The sequence below is a fragment of the Undibacterium parvum genome, assembly GCF_003955735.1.
GTDB lineage: Bacteria > Pseudomonadota > Gammaproteobacteria > Burkholderiales > Burkholderiaceae_D > Undibacterium > Undibacterium parvum.
The window spans coordinates 3,274,579-3,299,964 of sequence record NZ_CP034464.1 but is presented as its reverse complement, the minus strand read 5'-3'; the positions used below and the strand labels follow the sequence as shown (position 1 = coordinate 3,299,964).

Here is a 25,386-nt window from a genome sequence, read left to right as displayed (position 1 = left end):
CCTTCGATAGACCCCATGTCCAGCAAATCTCGCACTAAAACAGAATTACATCCCACCCATCCGGAAGTGTCCATCTCAGAATTTCGGGGCGTACGCTCGCTGCACCTGAACGACGATTTCAGCGGCGATACCGCGTATGCCGCGATCCAAGGCTCGATGCGCATGGCGGTACCAGAACAGATAGAACTGGAATACGTGCAGCAAATGATGATGTGGATGTTATTTGTCGAGAATCCAGCGCACATCGTGCAACTCGGTCTGGGCGCGGCGGCGCTGACCAAGTTTTGTTATCGCTATTTTCCTGAAGCAAAAGTGAGCGCGATTGAACTCAATCCGCATGTCATCGCGATCTGCCATGCACAATTTCAATTGCCAGAAAACGATGCGCGCCTGCAGATAATAGAAGCTGATGCACTCGATTTCGTGATGAATCCTGCGCGCCATGGCAAACTCGATATTCTGCAAGTCGATCTGTATGATGCAGAGGCGCAAGGCCCGGTGTTAGATAGTCCTGAGTTTTATCAGGCCTGCGCCGATTGCCTAAGCGAAGACGGCATGATGACGGTGAATTTATTTTCCAGTGCGGAGAATCGCATTAAAAATCTGGCAGCGATGGAGACGGCCTTTGATGCCGTGGTGTGGTTACCAGAAGTGCATGATGCCAACGTCGTGGTATTGGCGTTTAAACGTGCGCCAGCCATCGATTTTGCAGTTCTGTATCAACGTGCCGCGATTATCCGTGTCAATTACAAGTTACCGGCACCGTATTGGGTCAATGGCTTGAAAGAGTGGATGACGCTAGACACAGAAGCCTGAATCTAGCACACAAAAAAACAGGCGATGCTAATTCGGCATGCCTGCGGGTACCACTGGAGAATTCTAAGAGTGTTTTAGGCGGTTGTATTGATACGGGTCCCAGTAACCTGACCGCTCGTATTCACGGAAGGCGTAGGCGGCTTTGGGGCTGGCTGATTATTTACTTGCTCGGGTTTAGCAGCTGCTGCGGCTTGCTTAGCCGGGGCCTGACTAGACTCAGGAGGCTTCACCTGTGCATTGACTTTGGCCGCAGCCGCTTTCTGGATATCGTTCGTGCTGATAGCTTTGACGGGTGGAGGCGCGGAAGCAGCCTGAATACCGGAAATTGCCATGATGCTCACCTTTATTGTAGATCTACTCTTGCAATCGGACCAATGTCTGGTTTCAGCATAGAAGAGTTCTTAGGATAGTTCAAGTGCAGCGCTAAGATATCCGCATTTGAGTCAGCCCGCGTGCTCGCACAATTCAGAAAGTCTAAATACTCCTACCGAGTATATTTTCGAAGCGCAAGACGAATATGCGCGAACACCATGGTTTTATAAAAATTTAGGGGGAGTATATCCAGATTCGCCTAAAACAGCAGAAAGCGATGGACGAAAAAAAACGCTGCCTAACTCAAGGATAGGCAGCGTTTTTTTTGATGCAAAAATTAGTTGCGGATGACGCGCTTGTACTCGTTAGTGCGAGTATCGATTTCTATCATATCGTCCTGGCTCACGAACAGTGGCACTTGAACATTATGGCAATGCGCTTCAACTGCATTTTCTATCTTCGCGTCTTTCAAGACGTTGCCTGAAGTATTACCTTTGACTGCTGGCTCAGAGTAAATAATCTGGCGCACGATCGTAGTTGGCAATTCAACAGAAATTGCTTTGCCATCATAAAAAATCGCTTCGCATTCCATGCCGTCTTTCAGGTAATGCAAAGCATCGCCCAAATTCTCTTCTTCGATTTCGAACTGTTCGTAGTCTGCATCCATGAAAACATACAAAGGATCAGCGAAATAGGAATACGTTACTGGCTTTTTGTCGAGAACTACGACATCAAACTTATCATCACCGCGGAATACGTTTTCTTGAGGACTATTGGTCAACAGACTCTTCATCTTCCACTTGTAGGTGAAGCCCGTGCGGCTTGAACCATTGACGTCAGAACGCAGCACGATCATAGGCTTGCTATCGACCATAATAATGTTGCCAACACGAATTTCTTTTGCAGGTTTCATAATAAATATACGTAAAAAGTAGGTTGCGTAAAAATCATCTGTCGCCTACTGGTAACAACACCGCAAGCTCACGTTTGATTGAATTTTAAAATAGGTTAAAATTTAACCGCACATTTTACCTCATTTTTGCGCGCCACCTAAATTAAGTGTGTCGACAAAGTGCAGTAAATTTGATGTCATATCGCCATTGCTCGCGAGTTGCTGCTGCCAATCTTGCGCCATCGCCTGCATTTTTGGCATATCTTGCAAAAATTTTTGCCATAGCTCAGTCCACTCTGGGGCAGCTAAACTCTCCACTGCAAGCGCATTCCAGGCGCACGACAGCCTATGTAAATGCTCGGCGTCCAGCGCATAGCGGTCTAAGAAGGCAAGTAGTTTTTTATGGTGAAGGTTTTCGTCTTGTGGATAAATATGCCAGATAAAGGGTTTAGCAGCCCACTGCGCCCGCACGAAAGAATCCTCACCCCGCACAAAATTAAGATCACATGCCCACAGTAACTTGTCGTAATCAGTCTGTGGAATAAACGGCAATACATGCACGCTGAGAGCGCCGTGTGTGGCACTCGCCCCTACCTTCGCCTCGCCGCCCAAAAAGGCCTGCACAGCCTCCACCGCGACACCTTGCGGCACCAGGCAGGTAATCGGGCGCTTGCCAGTTTTCCAGGCCTCAAATAAGGCGCTGACCGGCGCTTGCGGATAGCAAAATAAAGCGATCTTAAAACTGTCCATCTGCGCCGCAGTGAGGCCAAACTGCGCTAAAAATGCATGCATAGCTACCGGATCAGACTGAAATTGCTGGCGCTCCTGCTGCAAGCAGGATTCCATCAACAGCCCTCCGGTTTTCGCAGTAAAGCCGGGGAAGAAAAAATACTTGGTGAGCGGCAAGCGTGGATGCGGTGACGACAAAGTATGGCAACCCTCAACCCATTCCTCTGCCGTCAAACCCTCCAGATTGAGCCAGACTGGGCGCGGGGTACGCTCGGCCATCGCATTGATTAAACCCGGCGGTATATCGCAGGCAAAAAATTCGATCACGATATCTGGCACCTCAACTACCGTAAACCGCCCATCCTGATCGCGCCAATGCCTGACCAGCACTCCAGCAACGACTTGCTGTTCGAGGTCGATAGCGACTTGCGGGCAGATGCGTTGAAAACTGATTAAGTCGTCCACCCATAAACTCACGGCAATGCCATGCTCTTGCTGCAACTGTCTGGCGAAACGCCAACAGATACCGATGTCGCCATAGTTATCAACGACTTTACAAAACAGTGCCAGGGATCTAGGCGTATTTTTTTTTAAATGCATTTTTGATGAGACGGGTAAAAATTTTTATTGGTCGCAAGCCTGAGGACTGACTTCCAGACTTAGGAAAAATTAGGCGAAGTTGTTTTTCCATTCGCGTATTGCGGCAAAATAACTAACCTCGTCCCCATCCGCAGGATGCTTCCCGGCGACCAGTAAACCTTTGCGGATAGACGCCACTCTACTGCGCAAAAAAGGATTGGTTTGTTTTTCTAAGGCCAGCACACTAGGCACGGTGGCCAGACCATTTTGGCGCATGCTCTGCGCGCTCAGCATGCGCTGCCGCAAAGCTGAGTTCTCTGGCTCTAGCGCAAGCGCAAAACGTAAATTAGATAAGGTGTATTCATGCGCACAATGCACCAAAGTATCGTCGGGCAAGGCTGCCAACTTATCCAGTGATGCCAGCATCTGCTTGGGACTACCTTCAAACAGGCGACCGCAGCCACCGGCAAACAAGGTATCACCACAAAACAGCCAATGCTGTTCAGGCGCGAAATAGGCGATATGCCCGGCAGTATGACCAGGCACATCGATAATATGAAGCGTCAAGCCTAGCACCTCTATCGTGAGCTTATCGTCTTGCCCTAATGGATGCGTAACTGCAGCAATATTGTCATTCTTAGGCCCATACACGGGCACAGCGGCGTACTGCAACAAGGCGGGCACACCTCCTACATGATCGGCATGGTGATGCGTCAGTAAAATAGCGCTAAGCTGCAAGCGATGCAGCGTCAATGCTGCTAAGATCGGGGTCGCATCGCCCGGATCGACCACAACAGCATGCTGCCCATCATGGATAATCCAGAGGTAGTTGTCGTCAAAAGCCGGGACGGTTAAGATACTGAGGGAATTCTTCATAGACGGTTTTATTAATAGTGGAAACTGTGAATCATCCCATTATAGACTTAGGTACTTGGTTAGCGCAGCCAGCAGGCAGCTATATCCGCGCATGGGAGCAAGCGCAACTCGATCAATTGACCGCAGATATCTTTGGCTACAACGCGCTACAGATAGGGCAGCCGCAGATCGCGGCGCTTGCAGCGAGCCGTATGCCGAATAAATGGCTGGCGACCACCAGCATGCAAAACATCGCGACCAGTACACTATTGATCGATTTTGCCGAGTTGCCGTTCGCCTCGCAAAGCATAGATCTGGTGGTATTGCCGCATGTGCTGGAGTTCGCGGCTGAACCGCATCAAGTCTTGCGTGAAGTCGAGCGCATCTTGATACCTGAGGGCAGATTAATTATTAGCGGCTTTAGTCGCACTAGCTTATGGGGCGCCAGACAACTCGCCGGACGCATCACGGGACATCATTTTTTGCCGAAACAAGGCGAGTTCATCAGCGCGCCGCGCATGAGGGATTGGTTGAAATTACTCAATATGGAAGTCATGCCGACTCAATTCGGATGCTATGCCCCGCCTTTTCAAACCGAATTATGGTTGCAGCGCTGCGGTTTTATGGAGCATCTCGGCGCGCGCTGGTGGCCGTATCTGGGTTCTGTGTATATGATGCAGGCAATTAAGAGAGTGAAAGGCATGCATTTAATCGGTCCCGCATGGAAAGCGCAGCGCTTCCCACGAGGACGCGCATTACCGGTCACCAATAAAACCAGCAAGTCGAATAAATTTCCAGCAAAATAAAGCCAATCAAAACAATCAGTGATGCACTCAATTTTGAGTGCGCCGCAAGTATGACAATTAGAACAAAGGATGTAGTTTAGGATGGATAAAATTAGTATTTACACCGATGGTGCGTGCAAGGGAAATCCTGGTGTAGGCGGTTGGGGTGCCTTGCTGATCGCAGGGGAAAAAGAAAAAGAACTCTTTGGCGGTGAAAAAGACAGCACCAATAATCGCATGGAATTAATGGCGGTGATACAGGCACTGACAGTCTTGAAGCGACCTTGCGAAATTATCTTACATACCGATAGCCAATATGTCCTAAAGGGAATTACCGAGTGGATACAGGGCTGGAAAGCCAAGGGCTGGAAAACTGCCGCCAAGACTCCAGTTAAAAACGTCGATTTATGGCAAGCATTAGATCAAGCCAGAAACACCCACAAGATAGAATGGAAATGGGTTAAAGGTCACTCCGGCCACCCCGGCAATGAACGCGCCGATCAACTGGCTAATCGCGGCGTGGATTCGGTACGTTAAATGCCTGTTACCCGCAGCGCGCCAACTCAGCACGCTTCATCTTCCAACTAAGATTTTTGCAGTAAGGCCAGGCAACTCGTACGCTGACTATCATTGGCAGGTAATTTAGAACAAATGCCATCGAGTTGGCTGCGCAGTTTTTGCACCGTAGCCTGATGTTTACCCTCTTTATTCCAATCGCCTATTTTTTTACTCATACGCTCCATAGCAGTCCGATTGCGTTCAAAGAAAGCGTTTTCTGTCGTCGCCACTTCGGTTAACACCTGTTGTGCAATCTTTTGTATCCTAGCCTCGTCTTGCGGGGCCAGCTCTATCATGCCATTGACATAGCTGACACCCCACTGCAGGCGCGTCGCGGGCCCTTTGGCCGCGTTGTAAGCTTGCTCGTACCAGTTGATAGCGCCTGCTTTGTCTCCACGTTTTTTGGCATTCGCCCCCAAGCTGGACATGAAATAATAGGCTGAGTGCGAACGGCTCAATTCTGCCTTTAACAAGGCGTCAGACGCATCGAGTAAATCGAGATCGCTCAAAGCATGTGCAGCAGCATTCACCACCGACTGACGTTCATAACTATCGGTGGTGGCGCGCTCTATCTGGGTAATGCTCTTTTCCAGGCTGTTTTGCAGGTTTTTCTCAGGGCCCGCCTTGGCGAGGCTAGCGATAGCGATTTGCCCGCTGATCGCGCTCAGTCTATCGGTCTTGGAGAGACTGGTATCGTCGGCCAATTTAATCAAAGCAAGATTCCAGATCTGGCTTAACTGGCGGCGCGACTCGGTATTGATGGATGTGAGCAACTCAATTACTTCACCCGGTGACGCAGTGAAAAGATCCATATTATCTCTAGCGATGCGGCTATCAGTGAGCGCCTTACTGAGCTTGGCTAGCGCTTGCGATTTATCGATCGCGGCGCCTGCGTCAGCCGGTTTTACGCTGGCACTGATTACGATCGCCTTCATATACAGGCGCGTGGCACTGGCCTTGTTGGGACACGCTTCAGACAAGCGCAACAAACTAGCGACCACGTCTTTACTACTAATGAGCTTTTGCTCAGGATCATCCCAAGAGTAATCGGCCAATAAACTCCAATCTTCGGCGCTGAGTTTTTTACTGCCAGCCAAAGCTAGTTTTAAGGTGTCGGATACCGACAAACTAGCATTCATGGCGCGCTTGAGCACTTGTACGTAACGCTCGCCATCCACCTCACCCGGCAAACGCGTGATTTCGCTGCCATCAGGCTTAAATAAGATCATCGTCGGATAGCCGCGCACCTTGAAACGCGCCGCCAATTTTTGTGCGCCAGGACTATCACCATCGAGATAAACCGGCACAAAATGTCGTGATTTATCGATGAAATCTGCACGATTAAAAATCGTCGCCTTGACCTGATTGCAGGGCGGACACCACACCGCGCCCCAATATAAAAACACCGGCTTATTGCTTGCCTTTGCCAAGGAAAACGCAGCGTCAACATCATTGTCTTTGCGCCATTCTATGTCCGCATGTGCAGCCTTAGCTGACTGGATTTGATCAGCAGCATAACCCGGATAAGAGAAAATCAAGCCAACAGCAATTGCAATCGAAAATAATTTCATATCTAAGGATGTCCGATAAGCAGCAAAAATGGCGGCCAGCAAGCCGTAAATTAAGTTTGCTTAGTGTAGCAAGAGTAGCAGTTGAGTTTAGATATTTTTTGGTGCGCGGTGGCACTTCCCAAAAGGCAAGAAACGAGGAAAGTATTACAATTCGGAAAAAAGAAATTGAAAAAAAGAAATTGAAAATAAAAAAGCCTTGATTTCTCAAGGCTTTTTTACATTCCGATGTGCTTACACCAGAATATTTTGGCGTCCCCAAGGGGATTCGAACCCCTGTACTCACCGTGAAAGGGTGATGTCCTAGGCCTCTAGACGATGGGGACAATGATCTGTCCGTATTACTGACCTGTTTGCTACACGCTAAATATTATTTAGCAATTTATGCCATGCTGACATAAATAAAAAAAGCCCCGACCTAACAGGGCTTTTTCAAACTTCGATTTAAAAAATCAAAGTAATTTGGCGTCCCCAAGGGGATTCGAACCCCTGTACTCACCGTGAAAGGGTGATGTCCTAGGCCTCTAGACGATGGGGACAATAATCTGTCCGTGTTACTGACCTTTTATAACTTACTCTATACATAAACAAGCAAGAGCAATATTATATACTACTTTTCTTGATACTAGCAAACTACTTGCATTTAACTAGACTCATGAAACTCTGCTTTGAACTGGTGGAGGTGAGCGGAATCGAACCGCTGACCTCTTGCATGCCATGCAAGCGCTCTACCAACTGAGCTACACCCCCAGCGCAAAACAGAAACGAGAGTATAGCAATATTTCTCTCGTTTTGTAAAGGCTTAGTCGCGCTTATCTCGAACTATTCGGCGATTTTACTCAAACGCGCCAGAACCACTTCGCGCCCGAACAACTCAACGACCGCATCGATAGACGGCGTCTGCAATTGCCCCGTCAACAGCAAACGCAAAGGCATCGCCAGTTGCGGCATCTTGAGTGCAAACTTAACCAGAATTTCTTTCAGCATGCTAGCCAGTGCGGCTTTATTCCACTCTACCGTTTGACAAGCCTGCGCATATTCGAGCAAGGCAGGTAAGACAGCGGCATTAATATGCAGCTCACGCAAAGCCGCATCGGCTTGCGGTTGGCGGTAGAACAGCATGCAGGCCAAACCCAATTCCAGGGTAGTGTTGACGCGCTCTTTCATTAAGCCAACCACCGCGGCCAGATCTGGAGCATACGCAAACTCAGCACCCAAACCCAGCATCTGCGGGCGTATCAACTCTGCCAGTCTTTGATTATCGGCCGCCTTGATGTAATGATTATTCAGCCATGCCAGTTTCTCAGGATTGAACTGCGCCGCAGATCCCGACAAATGACTAAGATCAAACCAGCTGCACATCTGCTCCATAGAAAACACTTCATCGTCGCCATGGCTCCAGCCCAGGCGCGCCAGGTAATTCAGCATAGACTCGGGCAAATAACCCTTTTCGAGGTAATCCATGACACTGACCGCATCACGACGCTTAGACAACTTCTGACCATCGGTGCCCAAGATCATCGGCACATGCCCGTAATGCGGCAATTTGGCGCCTATCGCCAGCAGGATATTGATTTGGCGCGGGGTATTATTGACGTGATCATCGCCGCGTATCACGTGGGTGATTTGCATGTCATTATCATCGACCGCAACGCAAAAATTATAGGTAGGAGTGCCATCAGGACGGGCGATCACCAGATCATCGAGTTCACGATTACTAATGGTGATCTGTCCCTTGACCACATCGAACCAACTTACATCTCCATCCAGCGGGTTTTTAAAACGAATCACGGGCTTACGATCGGCTGGCACTGCTGGCAACACCTTGCCCTCTTCAGGACGCCAGGTGCCATCGTAGCGCGGCTTATCACCGGCTGCACGTTGACGTTCGCGCATCGCTTCGACTTCCTCTTGCGAAGAGTAGCAATGATAGGCAGTGCCCTCAACTAGCATCTTGGCCAGCACTTCGCGATAGCGATCCATGCGTTTCATTTGATAAAACGGACCTTCATCGTGCTGCAAGCCCAGCCAGCTCATGCCGTCCAGAATCGCCTGCACCGCTTCTGGGGTGGAACGTTCCAGATCGGTATCTTCTATCCGCAACACAAAAGTGCCGCCGAAGTGACGGGCGTAGGCCCAACTGAACAAGGCGGTACGTGCGCCACCCACATGCAAATAGCCAGTCGGGCTAGGCGCGAAACGGGTACGAACAGGAGTAGTCGGAATGGCTGCAGTCATGGGATGGTGCGCTAGCAAGGCGATAATCAAATACTTGGGCAAGTAAAGAGATCAAAGGCGCGAGCAAGACGGAAAAAGTTAAAAGCGTCATTTTACCGTTTTCGGAGATCAGATGATAGGCGCAGCCGGCCTAGGCAGTAGAACAGTAGAACAGTTGAACTGTGAAGCATTGCGTACTACACCTGGGTGTGGACGGATGCAGCTCAGACTTTAAACAAATCTGGATTAAGCGCAGCCGATGGTGGCTCTAATTCAAATTCGAGTCGCTGCGGATGCGTCAGGAGTAAAAAATGCCGTCCGGTGCAGCGAGAAAATAAGCTCATACCCACCTGTTCAGCCACTTGCAGCCCCATCTCGGTGGTGCCGGAGCGCGATAACAAAACCGGTATCCCCATTTGCGCGCCCTTGATCACCATCTCAGAGGTGAGCCTGCCAGTGGTGTAAAAAATTTTATCGCCACCCTGCATATCATCTAGCCACATCTTGCCAGCGATCGCATCGACCGCATTATGGCGACCGACATCTTCGACGAAATACAGTAAATCCCCGTTGGCGGAAAACAGAGCGCAGGCATGTACAGAGCCGGCTTTTTTATAAATCGATGGATGGGTGCGTATGCAGTCCACCACACGGTACAGCGCAGATTGAGTGATTTTGGCATCGAGCGGTAAATGGATTTGATCGACCTCATCCATCAAGCCACCAAACACCGTGCCCTGCCCGCAACCCGTGGTCACCACGCGTTTGGCAGTACGCTCTTCTATGTCGCTGACACCTTGATGGGTAGTCACTGCGACCGCATTCACCTCCCAGTCGACTTGCACTGCGGCGATTTCATCCAGTGAACGGATCAGGCGCTGGTTGCGCAAATATCCGAGGATTAAAGCTTCTGGATTGGCGCCTATCGTCATCAAAGTGAGTAACTCGCGCTTATCCAAATACACGGTAAGGGCACGCTCACAGGGAATCGAAATAGTCGAAGAACGGCCACGCTCATCGAGCACCGTGACTTCTTTGGTCAGTGCCGTCTGGGACTGCGTCAGGCTAGGCAAAGATGACATAAGCCGCTTAAGTGAGGAGGTTAAAGGTAAGAGCGCCGCATACTCACCCCTAGTATTATTTAAACACCCACGTATCTCGTGCGCAAATGACAGCATTTAAAAAGTATTTAGGGGAGTATATGTAAAGCCCTGGTATTTTTTTAGCTCTGAGCACGCCCCAAGGAAAACCTTACTCAGATTAAACCACTTATTTTTTCGGCGCGCTAGCCGCCGGGCTGGTCGCCACCACGGCGGACGCTGGCGTTGCTGCGGCTAGCGGCGCAGGCCCGGCAGGCGCCGCAACATACGGCCCAGGATCTGCGCAAGCTGGTGTCGCTAGCGGAGTCGGTGCTGCACTGCCCTTGGCTTTCAAATAGCCTGCAGCGACTTTATCCTGAGCTTTGCACAATTGATACGCGCCCACTTTATCCGACCAGGCAGTCTTGGCTTTCGCCTCTGCCGCTTTCAATTTTGCCTCTTCGCTAGGCGCAGCTAATTTGGCAAAGCTACTGGTGGCAAGGCCTAAGCTGGCGATACAAAAACCGGCGATCAAGATTATTTTTTTCATGTTGATTCCATCAAGCGTTCGAAGAACTCACATTAGCTGTATGCGCAGGCTGAGCATGGCTGCCATTGCCTGCTGGCTCGCTGCGCAGTCTAGGGACTTTGCCATTTTCTATATCGGCATACCAGGCTTCATGGTGCTCCTTGGCCCAAGCGTCATCCACGTAACCCGTGCGCATAGAAGCGTAGGCCCCTTCCATACCCAGCGTCCCCAGATAGATATGCCCCATCACCATCGTTGCCGCCAAAATCGCAGCGATGACGTGAATGATATTGGCGATCTGCATATTGGCTCGGCTATATTCCAAAGCAGGCACCAGCATATCGAGCACCAGGCCGGATGCACTCACCACTAAACCCAGACCGACCACGGCACCCCAGAATAAGATTTTTTCGCCAGCATTGAAACGCCCAGAACTGACGTGCTCACCACTAACTAAGCCACCAAATTTAGCCAGCCAAGGCAGGTCGGTCGCATTTGGCAAATTATCTTTTACGAATTTAATAAAAAATAAGATGATGGAAATAGTAAATACCGGACCAATAAAATTGTGTATGTTTTTACACAAAAAAGCCAACCAACCAAACAGAGTTAAGCCAAACACCGGCAATAACACGTGCTTGCCAAATAAGATGATCATGCCTGATACCGCCAGCGCAACAAAACTCAGCGCCATGCTCCAGTGTAAAGTACGCTCGCCCGGCGTGAAGCGCTCGATCAGGCGTCCCGTCAATGCAGTTTGTAACTTAATCTCGCCCCGCCAAAAATAAAATCCCGCGATAGTCGCCGCAACGGTCAGCAATAGCCAGCCACCTAGCATGGTCAAGGGCCCGTTGCGATATTGGCGCCAAGCCTCACCCGCAGTAGTTGCACGGGCTTGCCCTGGAAACTGGGTTTTGCCCTGAATCAGAACGCCAGTCTCCAATCCTGGCAAACTAGAATAATGTTTTGTACCGTCGTTGACCAGTCGAAAAGTAGGCGCAGCATTGCCCGGTTGATCGCGACTGCGCTCAGCTTGATTTTGCTTAAGGATATCGATAGATTCGACCGCGCCCAAATTGGCGCTCGTAACGACCGCACTGGCGGATGTCTCGGCAGCAGTGGCAGGCGCATTCTGCGCGAGGGCCAAACTGCTAGCGGCACTCGCCAAGGCCAAGCTCACAACGGCAATTAAAGTTTTCATGTCAACTCGCAATTGAAGTTCATCCTAGTTGGTCTTGAGATACTCGTTTTGATACTGACCGCGACTACGAATCTGCGCCTTCCAACTCTCTTCATTACCGGCCGTCCAGCCAGCAACCACATGCTCGTTTTTGGCACCAGCCCAGGCTTTTTCGCCGCGCGAGCCGGTCTTATTACTCAATGCTTGATTGCGCTCGCCACAGGCAGTCAGGCTTAACATCAAGACTAAACTCATCGTCGTCATGCCCGTCAGACTCTTCACGGTTTTCATGATTTTTTCTCAGTGCTTGCGAGTTCTGGCTTGGCTTCGGAATTTGTCGCTTTGCCATAGGCCGTGCCCCAACCCCACACCTCACTACCTTTACCGCGTCGCACCACGCGATTACGGAAAATATCCGAGATCACATCACCATCTCCGCCCAGCAAAGCCTTGGTAGAACACATCTCGGCGCAGATCGGCAATTTACCTTCGGACAGGCGATTACGTCCGTACTTTTCAAATTCAGCTTGCGAACCGTCTTCTTCCGGGCCGCCGGAACAAAAAGTACATTTGTCCATCTTACCGCGCAAACCGAAAGCGCCATTTGACGGGAATTGCGGCGCGCCAAACGGGCAGGCATAAGAGCAATAACCACAACCTATGCAGATATCCTTATTATGCAAAACCACGCCTTCGTCGGTGCGATAAAAACAATCGACCGGGCAAACTGCCATACAAGGCGCATCCGAGCAATGCATACAGGCGACCGACATCGATTTCTCTTGCCCGATCACGCCGTCGTTGACAGTCACGACACGACGCCGATTCACGCCCCAAGGCACTTCATTTTCATTCTTGCAGGCGGTCACGCAGCCATTACATTCTATGCAGCGCTCTGAGTCGCAGATAAACTTCATTCTTGCCATTTTATTCTCCTGTCCCGGACCGATTAAGCCGTGAATTTTTCGATGTTGCAGATCGTTGTCTTGGTTTCCTGCATCATGGTCACAGAATCATAACCATAGGTGGTTGCCGTATTCACCGCCTCGCCACGCACGATAGGCATGGCACCTTCAGGATAGAATTCTTTCATATCCTTTCCTTGCCACCATCCGGAAAAATGGAAGGGAATAAACGCTGTACCGGCATCGACCCGCGGCGTAACCATGGCCTTGACCTTGATACGCGCACCGGTCGGGGTCGACACAATCACGAACTCGCCGTCACGGATGCCGCGATCAGAAGCCGCTTTTGGATTAATTTCAACGAAATTTTCTTGCTGCAATTCAGCCAACCAAGGATTAGAACGCGTCTCCTCACCACCGCCCTCATACTCAACCAAACGACCAGAGGTGAGGATGATAGGAAACTTCTCGTACATCTTGGTCTCAATATTCTTCTGCTGTACCGATTTGTACAAAGTAGGTAAGCGCCAGAATGATTTCTTATCGTCATGTGTAGGGTATTTCGCCACCAGATCAGGGCGGGTACCGAACAAAGGCTCACGATGCAGAGGAACCGGATCTGGGAAGTTCCAGACCACCGCGCGCGCCTTGGCATTGCCAAACGGGTAGCAGCCATGCACTTTCAAGACCACACGTTGAATGCCGCCTGACATATCGGTTTTCCAGTTCTTGCCTTCCGCTGCTTTTTGTTCGGCTTCGGTCAAGTCACTCCACCAGCCCAGTTTCTTCAGCAGGACATGATCGAATTCAGGATATCCGGTAGTAATATCGGCACCCAAAGAATGCGAACCGTCTTCAGCCAGCAAACTGACGCCTTCGCGCTCTACGCCGAAGTTGGCACGGAAGTTACCGCCGCCATCCATCACATGCTTGGAGGTATCGTAAAGATTTGGCGTGCCTGGATGTTTCAACTCAGGGGTGCCGTAACACGGCCAAGGCAGGCCAAAATAATCACCAGTCATATCGTAACCAGTAATGGCATCCTTACCGCCCTTGCATTTGAGTGTTTTCACATCAAACAAGTGCATATTGCGCATATGCGATTTAAGACGATCCGGTGATTGACCTGTATAGCCTATCGTCCAAGTGCCGCGATTAATTTCTTGCAGCATCGATTCAGGTTCCGGCTCCATCATGCCGCCCTTGCCTGGCACTAATTTTAGCTTCGCCACCAACTCTTTTCCAAAACCGAGTTTTTCCGCTAACTGATACATAATCATGTGATCGGTGCGCGATTCAAACAAAGGTTCTATAACTTTTTCGCGCCATTGTATAGAGCGATTCGAGGCAGTGACTGAGCCAGACGTTTCAAATTGTGTAGCTGCCGGTAACAAATACACCTGACGTTTGGCATTTAACTCCTGGCCTTCAGTCGTCATCGCCGCCATCGCCGCAGTCGCTGATGGATAAGGATCGATCACCACCAATAAATCAAGCTTATCAAAGGCTTTCTTCATTTCCAGACCACGGGTTTGCGAATTCGGAGAATGTCCCCAGAACACCATTGCCTTGACACTATTTTCCTGATCGATCAACTCGCTTTTTTCCAAAACCGCGTCGATCCAGCGCGACACTGTCGTGCCAGATTTTTCCATCATGGCTTGTGAAGGGTATTGTTTCTTCACCCATTCATAATCAACACCCCAAACATTGCACCAGTGCTTCCAGGCCCCCGTTGCTAAACCATAATAGCCAGGCAGAGAATCCGGATTCGGGCCGACATCGGTCGCACCCTGAACGTTATCGTGGCCACGGAAAATATTGGTTCCGCCGCCAGATTTACCGACATTACCTAAGGCTAATTGCAATAAGCAGGAAGCTCGGACTATCGCATTGCCTATGCTGTGCTGGGTTTGCCCCATGCACCAGACTACCGTGGACGGACGGTTTTTCGCCATGGTTTCAGCGGCTCTAAAGACTTCCGCTTCCGGCACACCACAAGCCTCTTCGACTTTTTCCGGCGTCCACTTCATGACTTCTTCTTTGACCTTTTCCATACCATACACGCGGTCATTGATGTACTGCTTATCTTCCCAGCCATTTTTGAAAATGTGGTACAGCATGCCATACAGGTAAGGAATATCCGAGCCTGAACGTATCCGCACATATTGATCAGATTTCGCCGCAGTACGGGTATAGCGCGGATCCACCACGATCATCTTGCAGCCATTTTCTTTAGCATGCAGCATGTGCAGCATCGATACTGGATGCGCCTCTGCCGCATTCGAGCCTATGTACATCGCGGCTTTAGAATTCTGCATGTCGTTATAGCTATTGGTCATCGCCCCATAGCCCCAGGTATTCGATACCCCGGCAACTGTCGTCGAGTGACAAATACGCGCTTGATGATCGGTATTATTCGTGCCGTAAAACGAGACAAATTTACGCAGCAAGGCCGCCTGTTCGTTATTGTGCTTGGACGACCCGACGAAGAAAGCCGAGTCTGGACCAGAGACCTTCTTAATGTCTAATAATTTTGCAGAAATTTCTGTTAAGGCCTGATCCCAGCTAATGCGCTGATATTTGCCGTTAACCAGTTTCATTGGATACTTGAGTCTGTACTCACCATGTCCATGCTCGCGTAACGCAGCACCCTTGGCACAGTGAGCACCGAGATTGATCGGTGAATCAAATACCGGCTCCTGCCTCACCCATACCCCGTTTTCGACCACAGCGTCTACCGCGCAACCGACCGAGCAATGCGTGCAGACGGTACGTCGCACTTCTATCTTGCTGCCAGCATCTTTAGCACCAACGGCCGCCTTGGCTTTTTGTATCAAACCTAGCTGCGAGGCTGCAATACCGGCTCCCACACCTATGCCAGAGCGTTTCAAGAAGCCGCGTCTATCCATAGTTGGTAAGGCGCGCGACAAAGTGTCTGCGAGACTAGATGAAAAACGATTTTGTGCGCGCGATCCGGCGTCACCCTTGCGAGTTAACAACATGGCTTACCCCGTTGGTCAGATGGTTGTAGTGCGGTAGTATTTTTTGACGTGCTCAGTAAGGCGATAACCATCGCCCTCAGGCTCACTAGCGGTGGCTACGTCATTTATGTTTTTTTGAGGGCTGGCAGTTACTTTTACCGCAACGATTGCTGCAGCTGCAACACCCAAGCCAGCTAACAAGCCACGACGTTTGATTTTCTGTTCCATTTTTATCTCTTTCTAGCGCGATAATAAGTTTAGAGGCAGATCATCAAAAACTGACTGATAGGGTTTGCATGCTGCATACCGCGCCTCCGCGACACTCTGTGCTTATTGGGCACCTTAATGTACAAATAATTGAGCACGTTAATAAACATTTCCTCAATATACATTACTTACATCATATTACAATAAATTGCCCAGTGAACATCAATTCACAATGAAACATTTTCATCTCCGCAACACGATAACCAAAAATACTTACTCTTGGCTTTCATTCAACCAAAAAATTTCAGGGCAAGATCTCATTCCATATCAAAGGCCTGCATCTCCACTTCAAAAAATACCTTACTCAATCCAGCCAAGGCTGCATAAAATTTTGCATTTGGATGACCGCTAATCGCATCGCACAGATTCAAAATCCAAGCTTGCATATGTGTGCCAAAGAATTTTTTTTGATTCAGCACATTCGCTTGCAAAACATCATCCGAGGCGATCAGGTAGCGCATCACCTCACATAGTGAGGCAATGTGATCCTCGCTTTCAGTAATAGCGTCGGCTCTTTGTAAACCCATTTGCGCCAGATCGGTGCGTAAAGCTGCGAGCGGTTTCTCCATTAAAAAACCGCTCAGGTAATACGAGCCATATAACATTACTTCAGGTTTGCCGACACCAATAAAAAGCTGCTCATACTCCTCTCTCAGCACTTCGGCATTAGCACTGCGCGCAACCTCCACCAATACTGTCCATGCAGCACCAAGCACTCCTTCGCCATTGGTCTGCGCAGAAACCAATGTCGCCAATAATGCGCTCGATGGTGGCGCATAAAACAAAGTCGCTAGCAAACCATATAGATCGGCCCTCGCTGTTTCTTCGCCTTGATCCTGAGTTTCAAATTTAATAGCGTGTGCAGATGTCATTGAAGCTTTCTTTTTTTTCTCAATTTAATTTCTAGGCATAATCAGGTAGTTAATGCGGTCGGCTTAATTCTTTAGTCTGCATCATATCGATCACGCGGCAATCCGAACACATTTTTAGCCTATCAAGGTTGCCGGAAAATGCGCCGTGCCCAGCCAATTTGAGTAGCATAGTCTCCATCATTTTTGCTGTAGCAAACGGTGTTTGACATTTTATACAATGGAAGGCTTGCGCCTCATTCAGTACGCGCGCCTCACGGGCGACATCGGTGAGCAATAATCGCGGCAGCAATTGAATTGCATTCTCTGGGCAAGTCTGTTCGCACAGGCCGCACTGGACACAATTACGCTCAATAAAACGCAATTGCGGTGCATTGGCATTATCCATCAAGGCCGAGGATGGGCAAGCACCGACACAGGACATGCAAAGCGTACAGGCATCTTTATTGATCCTCACTTCCCCGTACATAGCACCCTTGCCTCTTGGTAAAGCAATTTCTTCCGCTTTAACGGGCGCATGCTTATACAAATGCTCAAGCGCAAAATCGAGAGTTCCGCGTTTTTCAGCCGCGACATTAAATAGCGCGGCGACTGCAGGTGTCTGAGCTTGCTGCATGCCAAATAAGGCCTGATCTAATTGCGCCACGGTTTCTGCTTGAATCAGATGAAAATGCTGACCAGCGTAGCCCAAACCAGTCAAAATAGTTTGCGCAACCTCCATCTGATTTTGCACGGCTTGCCGGTACTCCTGCGCTTCCTCGTCAGTCATGAGGACCGCGATATTGCTAGCACCAAAGGCAATCGCTGCCATCCATAAGTCAATACCAAGCGAGGCGGTGTGATGTAAATCTACGGGTATCACATGCGCTGGCAAACCCCTTCCCTTTTTCGCAGCATTTTGCCCTGTTTGCAGCAGCAACTCAGCGCCTCCCTGCTTACTATGAAACAATAGCGCCGGCGCTTTACCGCCAGCTTTAGCATAAGTAGACAGCAGGGTTTTTAGTCGCAAACCTTGGTCCGCCGGACGCAAATACGCATAACTCATGGCACCTGTCGGACACACCGTAGTGCATGCACCGCAACCAGCGCAAAGATTAGGATCAACCAAGACCTTATCGCCCTTGGAACTGATCGCCGCCGTAGAGCAGACATCGATGCAGGCATTACATCCGGTTTTAGCGCTGCGACTATGTGCGCACAATTTTTCCTTGTAAGTGAAAAATTTTGGTTTCTCAAACTCACCCACCATTTGCGTCAGACGCAACACCGCATCGAATTGCGCGTCCAAATCCTTACCTGGCGCGAAATACCCTTGCGGAGGCTGCGACATGCTCAATAAAGGTTTTACCGATAGATCCAAAATCAAATCAAATGCTGAATTTCTGGCGATTTCCTTGCGATTAAAATCGATAGCACCGATCGCACCGCAGGCCTTGACGCAATCAAGGTGATTGCTGCATTTATTTAAATCAATTTGATAGGAGAAATCAATCGCATTTTCTGGGCATACTTCTACGCAAGCATTACAGCGGGTGCAACTTTCCAGATCAATAGGATTGGCTTGTTGCCACTCAACGTTAAACGCACCTAAATGACCAGAGATAGCAATTTTTGCTCCGGAAAACACCGGAAAACCTCTCTCAGTCAAGCGTTCAGACCCGCTCACGCCCTCGGTGATTAAAACATTCACATCCAACTGTGTCGCAAGGCGTTTCGCCCATGCCAAGGCCGCCTGGGCACCACCTATGATCAGTAGATTGCCTCCCGAGCGATAACTAACCGTAGGTACCGGCTCTGGATCCGGCAAGGCAGCGGCAGCGAGTAAAGCCGCCATTTTTGGCAGCGCCAAATTCGACTGCCGAGACCAGCCTGCTGCCTCACGAATATTCACAAAACGTAGCGGTGCAACAGATTGCTGTGCTAATTCAGAGAATAAAGCGCGCTCCTGAGTGCAAGCAACAACGACGTCTTCGCTGCCTTTAATCGCATCCAGAAAAACCCCGGCTTCACGTCGACACAGGGCATCACTGACGGTAAGCGTCGTTGTACCCAAAGACTGTTTCAATGCAGCAGCGGAGTCTGCATCTAGCGGCATTGTTTTATTGCAACTACAAATTTTAAATTGGGTACTCATACCTGAATCGGGTCTTTATCGTTAGAGTTGTCTAAATGCGGCGCATCTGTTTTTGTAATGAGTTCGTGCTCTGGCTCATCATCCTGCACAGCAACAGAGGCTGGCATGATGTCGGGCGACGTAATTGAATTTTGATTTTCAGTCGCTATTGTCAAATCTGAAGCCGCGATTAGACGCGGCAATAAATTTTGCAGAGGTTGAGCCAGTTGCGCCAAGGGATTCAACAACATCTCGGCGTGGCGCAAACTTGCCAGCATTCCCACTGGAAGCGGGTCAGGCTGACTGTAATCCGCGACATAAATATCTAAACCATCCATAAGATTAAAATGTGGATTGGTAAATAATTTTTTCATCGCTGAACGCCGCACCGACTCGTCCACACCATCGCGCATGAACACGGAAAAATCTGACCCCTCGTGTAACTGCTCGACATCCTGCATTTGCGGCAGAGGTGCAGGTTCTACTGACTCAATCTCAGTTGTGTCGCAGCCATCGGGCAACTGCGGACTGACTCGCTCGCACTGTTTATCTACTTCCGCATGTTTGGTTTTAGACCAGCGATTAAAAAAATCATTTGCCGCCATGCCTAGCTCCTATCTAATTCGGCACGTGCCATTTTAGCCACCTCTGCACCACCTTCAAAAGAGGGGCGCTTACGTTTTTTCTTAATTTCGGGCTGAAAATATTCCTGAGTATATGCCGCCAACCAAGCTGCAATTTCATCGGATAGCTCTAGGGTTTCGACTTGCTCTCCCGCATCCATCCAGCGCGCCGCCTCATTGTATGAAAGCGTGATGGCTTTAGGTACTGCCAACTCATCATCACCCAACTGCTCCATCCTCCACATAACGAACCAACAGGGAGTATCTGCACTGAGATTTAAAAAATAACCCGGCGTTTCATCGACAAAAAGTTCAACAGAAAATCCTGACGATACGCAGCGACCGGTTTGTGCATCGAACTCCAGCTTAGCGCGATCCTGCGTTTCAAGTTCATTTGCAAGCGGTGCAAGGGCCTGCACCTCCAACAACTTCCATTGAAAGGATTGCCAGCGGTTTTGCAAAATTTCACGCTGCATCACAATGCTGACGGTAAAAGGAAGAGAGGCGTTTTTATTCATAGATGCTAGTATTGCAGAGTACGGAAAGTTTAGTCCAGAGAATAAAAATCACCTATGCAATTTAAATCCCCCTTGCCCATCCGTGATGGTGTCGCAGCGAGCTACCTTTGGCTACCGGAAGGACACTGGAACAATATGCTGGAATTTTTGCTTATGCAATTTCCAGATGTCCTAGAGGCCACCTGGCGCCAGCGCATGGAAAAACATGAGCTGCTGGACATGCATGGAAACGCACTGCAAGCGAACAGCGTGGCGAAGCGTGGGATGTGTATTTTTTACTACCGCGAATTGGAGGCGGAAACCCTCATCCCGTTCGAAGAACGCATACTGCATCAAGATCAACACTTGCTAGTAGTCGATAAACCACATTTTTTGCCAGTCACCCCAGGCGGTCGTTTTTTGCACGAAACTTTGCTGGTACGCCTAAAGAAAAAACTAGGGCTGGAACATCTGACACCCATTCATAGACTGGACAGAGAAACCGCTGGCGTCATTTTGTTTTCATGTGAGCCTAGCAGCCGAGGAAATTATCAGAGCTTATTTCAGCAACGCACTATCCAAAAAACTTACCACGCACTTGCCCCACATCTGCCTGAACTGCATTTCCCCTTGATCCATCGCAGTCACATGCTAGAAAGCGAACAGTTTTTCGTCATGCAGGAAGGCTTAGGAGTTGCAAACTCCGAAACCGCGATAGACATCATCGATCGCCGTGGCGAATTAAGTCTTTACCAACTACAACCTAGCACGGGAAAAAAACATCAGCTGCGTGTCCATTTAGCCAGTTTAGGAGCTCCGATCGTCAACGATAGTTTTTATCCTGTCGCACTCCCTTGCAAAGCTGACGATTTTTCTATGCCCTTAAAACTACTGGCAAAAGCGATTGCTTTTACCGATCCAATAAGTGCGAAGCTACGTTACTTCGAAAGCCAACAAAGCCTGTAATCACAGCGTCAACTTGCTGTCCTCGATATACGGACAGCGACAAATCTATTGACAGTACCGAACAGCCGGAGTAATATCTTGCTCTTCGGAGTGTGGCGCAGTCCGGTAGCGCACCTGGTTTGGGACCAGGGGGTCCAAGGTTCGAATCCTTGTACTCCGACCAAATTTTAAGGATCATCGAGCTAAAACTTGGTGATCCTTTTTAATTTACAAAATTCAGGGATTTGCTTTAAAAACAAATCCCACATCAGTTTCGGAGTGTGGCGCAGTCCGGTAGCGCACCTGGTTTGGGACCAGGGGGTCCAAGGTTCGAATCCTTGTACTCCGACCAAATAAAAAGGATAGTCGAGTTTATCTCAACTATCCTTTTTTCTTTTCCGCATCATTTCTTCCACGAACTTTCTACATAAGCTTTCGCGACTAACTAAGCGAACCTGGCCAAGATCCGTATTGCATCACCAACTTTGCTTACCTCATGAAAAATGAGCTTTTTAGCCTGATCCAACGTACTTAGTTCTGGCAAGTCAAATAGTCCTGCACCATCTCCCAATAATTTGGGTGCCAGATACACCAATAATTCATCGACGCAACCTTGCTCTATCAAGGCGCCATTGAGTTTTGCTCCGGCCTCTACATGCAACTCATTGACTTGCCTACGCCCAAGCTCAAGCATTAACTCTTTGAGATCTACCCGCCCGACCTGATCTCGCAATAGCAAAACTTCCGCCCCCACACTTTGCAAAGCAGATCGTTTCTCAATCTCTGCAGTTGCGCACACCACGGTAGCACCACCGTGCTGCAGCAATTTTGCAGCAGTAGAGATACGCAGATTGCTATCAAGTACGAATTTTCTCGGTTGAGGCGAGATATTTATTCCTCTCACATTCATTTGCGGGTCATCAGCCAGTACGGTACCGATGCCCGTTAATATCGCATCAGCACGAGCCCGCCAGAAATGCCCGTCCTGCCGCGCATCCAAGCCGGTAATCCATTGACTATTGCCATTTGGCAGTGCGGTACGGCCATCCAGACTAGCTGCCACCTTCATACGCACCCAAGGCCTCCCGGTCTCCATACGCTTAAAGAAGCCAATATTCATTTCTCTGGCCTGCTCCGCCAGCAAGCCGCAATCGACAGAGATACCTGCAGTACGCAATAAATCCAACCCACGCCCGGCCACCCGAGGATTGGCATCCTGCAGCGCAGCGACAACGCGGCCAATCCCCGCATCAATCAAGGCATTGGCACAAGGTGGAGTGCGTCCAAAATGACTGCAGGGTTCCAGCGTCACATAAGCGGTAGCGCCACGAACATCATGGCCACGGGCGGCAGCGTCACGCAAGGCTTGCACCTCTGCGTGCGCCTGCCCGACAGGCTGCGTCCATCCTTCACCTATAGGGCTACCATGCTTGACGATGACACAACCGACTTTGGGATTGGGAGAAGTGGCCTGCGTGGCGCGGGAAGCAAGTTCCAATGCCATCCGCATAAAACCAAGATCCACCTCTGTTTGACTCATAGTGCGTATGCTCAAGTATTTTGTATCGTTATATTTGGAAATTTACTTGTCATATCTTTAGCTTTTTCCGCTACCTTGATCGCCAACTTGCGAGCGATCTCTTTATAAATCAACGCAATCTTGCCATCAGGATCAGCAACTACGGTCGGCTTACCAGAATCAGCCTGTTCGCGAATCGCCATGGTCAACGGCAAACCACCGAGGAAATCCACGCCATATTCGGCGCACATTTTTTCTCCGCCGCCTTCGCCAAAAATCGCTTCGGCATGACCACAGTTTGAGCAGATATGCGTGCTCATATTTTCCACGATACCCAAGATAGGGATGCCGACTTTTTCAAACATTTTCAAACCCTTACGCGCATCGAGCAACGCGATATCCTGAGGCGTAGTGACGATCACCGCGCCTGTCACCGGCACTTTTTGCGACAAGGTCAACTGCACGTCGCCGGTGCCAGGCGGCATATCAACGATCAGATAATCGAGATCGCGCCAATTGGTCTGCTCAAGCAATTGCTGCAAGGCTTGCGTCACGATAGGCCCACGCCACACCATGGGCTCATCAGGATCGATCATGAAGCCGATGGAAGACACTTGTAGTCCGTGATTTTCCAGCGGCTCCATAGTTTTACCATCGATCGTTTCTGGTCTTCCAGAAATACCCATCATCATAGGCTGAGATGGCCCGTAAATATCTGCATCCAAAATACCTACCGCTGCACCTTCAGCTGCCAATGCCAGCGCCAGGTTGACTGCGGTGGTGGATTTACCGACACCGCCTTTGCCGGACGCAACGGCGATAATATTTTTTACATTCGGCATCAACTTAATTCCGCGCTGAACTGAGTGAGCAACGATTTTCGACGTTACGTTCACACTCACATTGCCCATACCCGGCAGCGCGCGCAAAGAGGCAATCACACTCTTACGTATCAGATCAAATTGACTCTTGGCGGGATAGGCTAACTCCACATCAAGCGCCACATCAGAGCCATCAATCTTAATGTTTTTAGCTGACTTGGATGAAATCAAATCTTTATTCGTATTAGGGTCTATGACCAGGGATAAGGTGGCCTTGATATCTTCTAATGTAGCGCTCATGCAATTCTCCGTTTATGTGCCGCTAGTCTAGCGTAAAAATGCTAAACATCAGAGATAGCCTTGCAAAAAGTAGGCGTTTTATCGAACACTAAAACTAATCTGAGCAAGCCTAAGTTATCAGTTTTGGGAAAAGCAAAATTAGATCGCAATGTGACTATTCATACAAATAAAAAAGCCTCGTCACAGTGCCGAGGCTTTTTGCAAGAAGCTAGAAAATTAGTTTAAACGACAATTAATACCAATTATTCAAAAAAAGTTTTAACCTTATCCATCCAACTCTTACTTTGCGGATTATGCTTAGCGCCACCCTCAACCGTCAAGGTTTCAAAGTTACGCAACAAATCTTTTTGTTTCTCTGTCAGCTTGACTGGTGTTTCTATCACTACGTGACAAAACAGATCACCAGCATATCCCGAACGCACACCCTTGACGCCCTTGCTGCGCAAGCGGAAAGTTTTTCCGGATTGAGTCCCTTCCGGTATCGTAAAAGACGCTTTACCACTTAGAGTCGGCACTTCGATGTCACCACCAAGTGCGGCCTTGACAAAAGAAATTGGAATTTCACAATGCAGATCATCGCCTTCGCGCTGGAACACAGTGTGCTGCTTAATGTGAATTTCCACATACAAATCACCAGGAGGTCCACCGTTCACGCCAGGCTCACCATTACCAGAGGAACGTATGCGCATGCCATTATCGATACCAGCTGGAATTTTCACTTCCAATGTCTTATTACGCTTAATCCGGCCAACACCAGAACAACTAGTGCAAGGCTCAGCGATCATCTTACCAGTACCGTGACATTTAGGGCAGGCCTGCTGAATGCTAAACAAGCCTTGCTGCATACGCACCTGGCCGTGTCCACCGCAAGTCGTGCAAGTGACAGGTGAAGTACCAGGCTTAGCACCAGAACCATGACAAGGCTCACAAGCATCCCAACTTGGAACGCGGATAGTGGTATCGAAACCGTTCGCGGCCTGCTCCAAAGAAATTTCTAAGTTATAGCGTAAATCAGCACCGCGAAATACTTGCGGTCCAGAACTACGTCCACGACCACCACCAAAAATATCACCGAAAATATCACCGAACGCATCCGCAAATCCAGCCCCACCACCACCACCACCACCACCGCCACCCATATTTGGGTCTACGCCGGCATGACCGTAACGGTCATAGGCATCGCGTTTCTGCGCATCAGAAAGCATCTCGTAAGCCTCTTTGACCTCTTTAAATTTATCTTCTGAGGTCTTACTATCTGGATTACGATCCGGATGGTATTTCATTGCCAACTTGCGATAAGATTTTTTAATCTCATCCTCTGAGGCATTCTTGGCTACACCTAGAATCTCGTAAAAATCACGCTTCGCCATTTCGATTACACCCTGTTATATCTTGCAAAAATTAAGCAAAAACGCCGAGTAGAGTGTCGCATTCACGATCACAC

Annotated in this window: 25 protein-coding genes and 5 tRNA genes; 7 read left to right on the top strand and 23 right to left on the bottom strand. The window is 49.3% G+C overall.

Annotated elements, in window-relative coordinates; genetic code table 11:
- Window positions 1-15 precede the first annotated feature (15 nt).
- Window positions 16-816 (top strand): spermine/spermidine synthase domain-containing protein, encoded by an 801-nt coding sequence (locus EJN92_RS14465; protein WP_126128470.1) that lies wholly within the window; start codon window positions 16-18, stop codon window positions 814-816.
- 74 nt (window positions 817-890) lie between these two features.
- Here EJN92_RS14465 and EJN92_RS14460 read toward each other — a convergent pair whose 3' ends face one another.
- The 4 genes from EJN92_RS14460 to gloB all read right to left on the bottom strand — a co-directional run bounded on the left by EJN92_RS14460 (window position 891) and on the right by gloB (window position 4,204).
- Window positions 891-1,148, bottom strand: a complete 258-nt coding sequence (locus EJN92_RS14460; protein ID WP_126128469.1) for a hypothetical protein — start codon at window positions 1,146-1,148, stop codon at window positions 891-893.
- Between the two features lie 317 nt (window positions 1,149-1,465).
- Window positions 1,466-2,041 carry an elongation factor P gene (locus EJN92_RS14455; protein ID WP_126128468.1) on the bottom strand — a complete coding sequence of 192 codons (576 nt, stop codon included), beginning with the start codon at window positions 2,039-2,041 and terminating at the stop codon, window positions 1,466-1,468.
- Between the two features lie 120 nt (window positions 2,042-2,161).
- A complete protein-coding gene (earP, locus tag EJN92_RS14450) occupies window positions 2,162-3,349 on the bottom strand; it encodes an elongation factor P maturation arginine rhamnosyltransferase EarP (RefSeq protein ID WP_126128467.1) in 1,188 nt (395 codons plus the stop codon).
- Window positions 3,350-3,418: 69 nt separating this feature from the next.
- Window positions 3,419-4,204 (bottom strand): hydroxyacylglutathione hydrolase, encoded by a 786-nt coding sequence (gene gloB, locus EJN92_RS14445; RefSeq protein ID WP_126128466.1) that lies wholly within the window; start codon window positions 4,202-4,204, stop codon window positions 3,419-3,421.
- Window positions 4,205-4,230: 26 nt separating this feature from the next.
- Between gloB and EJN92_RS14440 the strand changes: the two genes are divergently transcribed.
- Together EJN92_RS14440 and rnhA are read left to right on the top strand one after the other, a co-directional pair.
- A complete protein-coding gene (locus tag EJN92_RS14440; RefSeq protein WP_407701522.1) occupies window positions 4,231-4,989 on the top strand; it encodes a class I SAM-dependent methyltransferase in 759 nt (252 codons plus the stop codon).
- Window positions 4,990-5,070: 81 nt separating this feature from the next.
- Window positions 5,071-5,505: a ribonuclease HI gene (rnhA, locus tag EJN92_RS14435; RefSeq protein ID WP_126128464.1), complete on the top strand. Its 435-nt coding sequence runs from the start codon at window positions 5,071-5,073 to the stop codon at window positions 5,503-5,505.
- A 47-nt stretch (window positions 5,506-5,552) separates the two neighbouring features.
- Here the strand turns inward: rnhA and EJN92_RS14430 are convergent, their stop codons facing one another.
- Complete coding sequence (locus EJN92_RS14430) at window positions 5,553-7,097, bottom strand: thioredoxin family protein (protein WP_126128463.1); 1,545 nt, start codon at window positions 7,095-7,097, stop codon at window positions 5,553-5,555.
- An 8-nt stretch (window positions 7,098-7,105) separates the two neighbouring features.
- Between EJN92_RS14430 and EJN92_RS14425 the strand changes: the two genes are divergently transcribed.
- Entirely contained in the window at window positions 7,106-7,297 is a 192-nt protein-coding gene (locus EJN92_RS14425) for a hypothetical protein (RefSeq protein ID WP_126128462.1), read from the top strand.
- Window positions 7,298-7,344: 47 nt separating this feature from the next.
- Here the strand turns inward: EJN92_RS14425 and EJN92_RS14420 are convergent.
- The 15 genes from EJN92_RS14420 to EJN92_RS14350 form a co-directional block, all read right to left on the bottom strand.
- A tRNA-Glu gene (locus EJN92_RS14420) sits at window positions 7,345-7,420 on the bottom strand.
- Window positions 7,421-7,557: 137 nt separating this feature from the next.
- Window positions 7,558-7,633: transfer RNA gene (locus EJN92_RS14415), tRNA-Glu, on the bottom strand.
- A 135-nt stretch (window positions 7,634-7,768) separates the two neighbouring features.
- Window positions 7,769-7,844, bottom strand: a tRNA-Ala gene (locus tag EJN92_RS14410).
- Between the two features lie 72 nt (window positions 7,845-7,916).
- On the bottom strand, window positions 7,917-9,332 hold the full coding sequence (gene gltX / locus EJN92_RS14405; RefSeq protein WP_126128461.1) for a glutamate--tRNA ligase: 1,416 nt from the start codon (window positions 9,330-9,332) through the stop codon (window positions 7,917-7,919).
- Window positions 9,333-9,535: 203 nt separating this feature from the next.
- Complete coding sequence (locus EJN92_RS14400) at window positions 9,536-10,393, bottom strand: formate dehydrogenase accessory sulfurtransferase FdhD (RefSeq protein ID WP_126128460.1); 858 nt, start codon at window positions 10,391-10,393, stop codon at window positions 9,536-9,538.
- A gap of 187 nt (window positions 10,394-10,580) precedes the next feature.
- Window positions 10,581-10,940, bottom strand: a complete 360-nt coding sequence (locus tag EJN92_RS14395; protein WP_126128459.1) for a hypothetical protein — start codon at window positions 10,938-10,940, stop codon at window positions 10,581-10,583.
- Between the two features lie 10 nt (window positions 10,941-10,950).
- The gene (locus EJN92_RS14390) at window positions 10,951-12,120 is read right to left on the bottom strand and encodes a formate dehydrogenase subunit gamma (protein ID WP_126128458.1); all 1,170 of its coding nucleotides are present in this window, start codon (window positions 12,118-12,120) and stop codon (window positions 10,951-10,953) included.
- 24 nt (window positions 12,121-12,144) lie between these two features.
- Window positions 12,145-12,390 carry a hypothetical protein gene (locus tag EJN92_RS14385; protein WP_227869556.1) on the bottom strand — a complete coding sequence of 82 codons (246 nt, stop codon included), beginning with the start codon at window positions 12,388-12,390 and terminating at the stop codon, window positions 12,145-12,147.
- On the bottom strand, window positions 12,387-13,025 hold the full coding sequence (gene fdh3B / locus EJN92_RS14380; protein ID WP_126128457.1) for a formate dehydrogenase FDH3 subunit beta: 639 nt from the start codon (window positions 13,023-13,025) through the stop codon (window positions 12,387-12,389). The genes EJN92_RS14385 and fdh3B overlap by 4 nt, the downstream gene beginning before the upstream one ends.
- Before the next feature lie 23 nt (window positions 13,026-13,048).
- On the bottom strand, window positions 13,049-16,009 hold the full coding sequence (locus EJN92_RS14375) for a formate dehydrogenase subunit alpha (protein ID WP_126128456.1): 2,961 nt from the start codon (window positions 16,007-16,009) through the stop codon (window positions 13,049-13,051).
- A gap of 15 nt (window positions 16,010-16,024) precedes the next feature.
- Window positions 16,025-16,216 (bottom strand): hypothetical protein, encoded by a 192-nt coding sequence (locus EJN92_RS14370; RefSeq protein WP_126128455.1) that lies wholly within the window; start codon window positions 16,214-16,216, stop codon window positions 16,025-16,027.
- Window positions 16,217-16,512: 296 nt separating this feature from the next.
- Entirely contained in the window at window positions 16,513-17,127 is a 615-nt protein-coding gene (locus EJN92_RS14365) for a TorD/DmsD family molecular chaperone (protein WP_126128454.1), read from the bottom strand.
- Between the two features lie 49 nt (window positions 17,128-17,176).
- A complete protein-coding gene (locus tag EJN92_RS14360) occupies window positions 17,177-19,258 on the bottom strand; it encodes a 4Fe-4S binding protein (protein WP_126128453.1) in 2,082 nt (693 codons plus the stop codon).
- The gene (locus EJN92_RS14355; RefSeq protein ID WP_126128452.1) at window positions 19,255-19,842 is read right to left on the bottom strand and encodes a DUF3306 domain-containing protein; all 588 of its coding nucleotides are present in this window, start codon (window positions 19,840-19,842) and stop codon (window positions 19,255-19,257) included. Before EJN92_RS14355 ends, EJN92_RS14360 begins: the two co-directional genes overlap by 4 nt.
- A gap of 2 nt (window positions 19,843-19,844) precedes the next feature.
- On the bottom strand, window positions 19,845-20,378 hold the full coding sequence (locus EJN92_RS14350) for a DUF3305 domain-containing protein (RefSeq protein WP_126128451.1): 534 nt from the start codon (window positions 20,376-20,378) through the stop codon (window positions 19,845-19,847).
- A 54-nt stretch (window positions 20,379-20,432) separates the two neighbouring features.
- On the opposite strand from EJN92_RS14350, the gene EJN92_RS14345 reads away from it, so the two are divergent.
- The 3 genes from EJN92_RS14345 to EJN92_RS14335 all read left to right on the top strand — a co-directional run bounded on the left by EJN92_RS14345 (window position 20,433) and on the right by EJN92_RS14335 (window position 21,654).
- Window positions 20,433-21,323 carry a pseudouridine synthase gene (locus EJN92_RS14345; RefSeq protein ID WP_126128450.1) on the top strand — a complete coding sequence of 297 codons (891 nt, stop codon included), beginning with the start codon at window positions 20,433-20,435 and terminating at the stop codon, window positions 21,321-21,323.
- An 86-nt stretch (window positions 21,324-21,409) separates the two neighbouring features.
- Window positions 21,410-21,486: transfer RNA gene (locus EJN92_RS14340), tRNA-Pro, on the top strand.
- A gap of 91 nt (window positions 21,487-21,577) precedes the next feature.
- Window positions 21,578-21,654: transfer RNA gene (locus EJN92_RS14335), tRNA-Pro, on the top strand.
- 93 nt (window positions 21,655-21,747) lie between these two features.
- On the opposite strand, the gene ribD is transcribed toward EJN92_RS14335, so the two are convergent.
- The 3 genes from ribD to dnaJ all read right to left on the bottom strand — a co-directional run bounded on the left by ribD (window position 21,748) and on the right by dnaJ (window position 25,312).
- Window positions 21,748-22,842, bottom strand: a complete 1,095-nt coding sequence (ribD, locus tag EJN92_RS14330; RefSeq protein WP_227869555.1) for a bifunctional diaminohydroxyphosphoribosylaminopyrimidine deaminase/5-amino-6-(5-phosphoribosylamino)uracil reductase RibD — start codon at window positions 22,840-22,842, stop codon at window positions 21,748-21,750.
- 11 nt (window positions 22,843-22,853) lie between these two features.
- Entirely contained in the window at window positions 22,854-23,942 is a 1,089-nt protein-coding gene (gene apbC, locus EJN92_RS14325; RefSeq protein WP_126128449.1) for an iron-sulfur cluster carrier protein ApbC, read from the bottom strand.
- A gap of 242 nt (window positions 23,943-24,184) precedes the next feature.
- Window positions 24,185-25,312: a molecular chaperone DnaJ gene (dnaJ, locus tag EJN92_RS14320; RefSeq protein WP_126128448.1), complete on the bottom strand. Its 1,128-nt coding sequence runs from the start codon at window positions 25,310-25,312 to the stop codon at window positions 24,185-24,187.
- Between the last annotated feature and the right edge of the window lie 74 nt (window positions 25,313-25,386).

Excerpts from the sequence above, each read along its gene's own strand:
- rnhA (WP_126128464.1), top strand. The coding sequence starts at position 5,071 with ATGGATAAAATTAGTATTTACACCGATGGTGCGTGCAAGGGAAATCCT.
- EJN92_RS14390 (WP_126128458.1), bottom strand. The coding sequence starts at position 12,120 with ATGAAAACTTTAATTGCCGTTGTGAGCTTGGCCTTGGCGAGTGCCGCT.
- gltX (WP_126128461.1), bottom strand. The coding sequence starts at position 9,332 with ATGACTGCAGCCATTCCGACTACTCCTGTTCGTACCCGTTTCGCGCCT.
- EJN92_RS14430 (WP_126128463.1), bottom strand. The coding sequence starts at position 7,097 with ATGAAATTATTTTCGATTGCAATTGCTGTTGGCTTGATTTTCTCTTAT.
- EJN92_RS14385 (WP_227869556.1), bottom strand. The coding sequence starts at position 12,390 with ATGAAAACCGTGAAGAGTCTGACGGGCATGACGACGATGAGTTTAGTC.
- EJN92_RS14345 (WP_126128450.1), top strand. The coding sequence starts at position 20,433 with ATGCAATTTAAATCCCCCTTGCCCATCCGTGATGGTGTCGCAGCGAGC.
- EJN92_RS14350 (WP_126128451.1), bottom strand. The coding sequence starts at position 20,378 with ATGAATAAAAACGCCTCTCTTCCTTTTACCGTCAGCATTGTGATGCAG.
- earP (WP_126128467.1), bottom strand. The coding sequence starts at position 3,349 with ATGCATTTAAAAAAAAATACGCCTAGATCCCTGGCACTGTTTTGTAAA.
- EJN92_RS14460 (WP_126128469.1), bottom strand. The coding sequence starts at position 1,148 with ATGGCAATTTCCGGTATTCAGGCTGCTTCCGCGCCTCCACCCGTCAAA.
- EJN92_RS14365 (WP_126128454.1), bottom strand. The coding sequence starts at position 17,127 with ATGACATCTGCACACGCTATTAAATTTGAAACTCAGGATCAAGGCGAA.
- dnaJ (WP_126128448.1), bottom strand. The coding sequence starts at position 25,312 with ATGGCGAAGCGTGATTTTTACGAGATTCTAGGTGTAGCCAAGAATGCC.
- EJN92_RS14360 (WP_126128453.1), bottom strand. The coding sequence starts at position 19,258 with ATGAGTACCCAATTTAAAATTTGTAGTTGCAATAAAACAATGCCGCTA.
- apbC (WP_126128449.1), bottom strand. The coding sequence starts at position 23,942 with ATGAGCGCTACATTAGAAGATATCAAGGCCACCTTATCCCTGGTCATA.
- EJN92_RS14455 (WP_126128468.1), bottom strand. The coding sequence starts at position 2,041 with ATGAAACCTGCAAAAGAAATTCGTGTTGGCAACATTATTATGGTCGAT.
- ribD (WP_227869555.1), bottom strand. The coding sequence starts at position 22,842 with ATGAGTCAAACAGAGGTGGATCTTGGTTTTATGCGGATGGCATTGGAA.
- gloB (WP_126128466.1), bottom strand. The coding sequence starts at position 4,204 with ATGAAGAATTCCCTCAGTATCTTAACCGTCCCGGCTTTTGACGACAAC.
- EJN92_RS14370 (WP_126128455.1), bottom strand. The coding sequence starts at position 16,216 with ATGGAACAGAAAATCAAACGTCGTGGCTTGTTAGCTGGCTTGGGTGTT.
- EJN92_RS14400 (WP_126128460.1), bottom strand. The coding sequence starts at position 10,393 with ATGTCATCTTTGCCTAGCCTGACGCAGTCCCAGACGGCACTGACCAAA.
- EJN92_RS14355 (WP_126128452.1), bottom strand. The coding sequence starts at position 19,842 with ATGGCGGCAAATGATTTTTTTAATCGCTGGTCTAAAACCAAACATGCG.
- EJN92_RS14375 (WP_126128456.1), bottom strand. The coding sequence starts at position 16,009 with ATGTTGTTAACTCGCAAGGGTGACGCCGGATCGCGCGCACAAAATCGT.
- EJN92_RS14425 (WP_126128462.1), top strand. The coding sequence starts at position 7,106 with ATGTCCGATAAGCAGCAAAAATGGCGGCCAGCAAGCCGTAAATTAAGT.
- EJN92_RS14395 (WP_126128459.1), bottom strand. The coding sequence starts at position 10,940 with ATGAAAAAAATAATCTTGATCGCCGGTTTTTGTATCGCCAGCTTAGGC.
- fdh3B (WP_126128457.1), bottom strand. The coding sequence starts at position 13,025 with ATGGCAAGAATGAAGTTTATCTGCGACTCAGAGCGCTGCATAGAATGT.
- EJN92_RS14465 (WP_126128470.1), top strand. The coding sequence starts at position 16 with ATGTCCAGCAAATCTCGCACTAAAACAGAATTACATCCCACCCATCCG.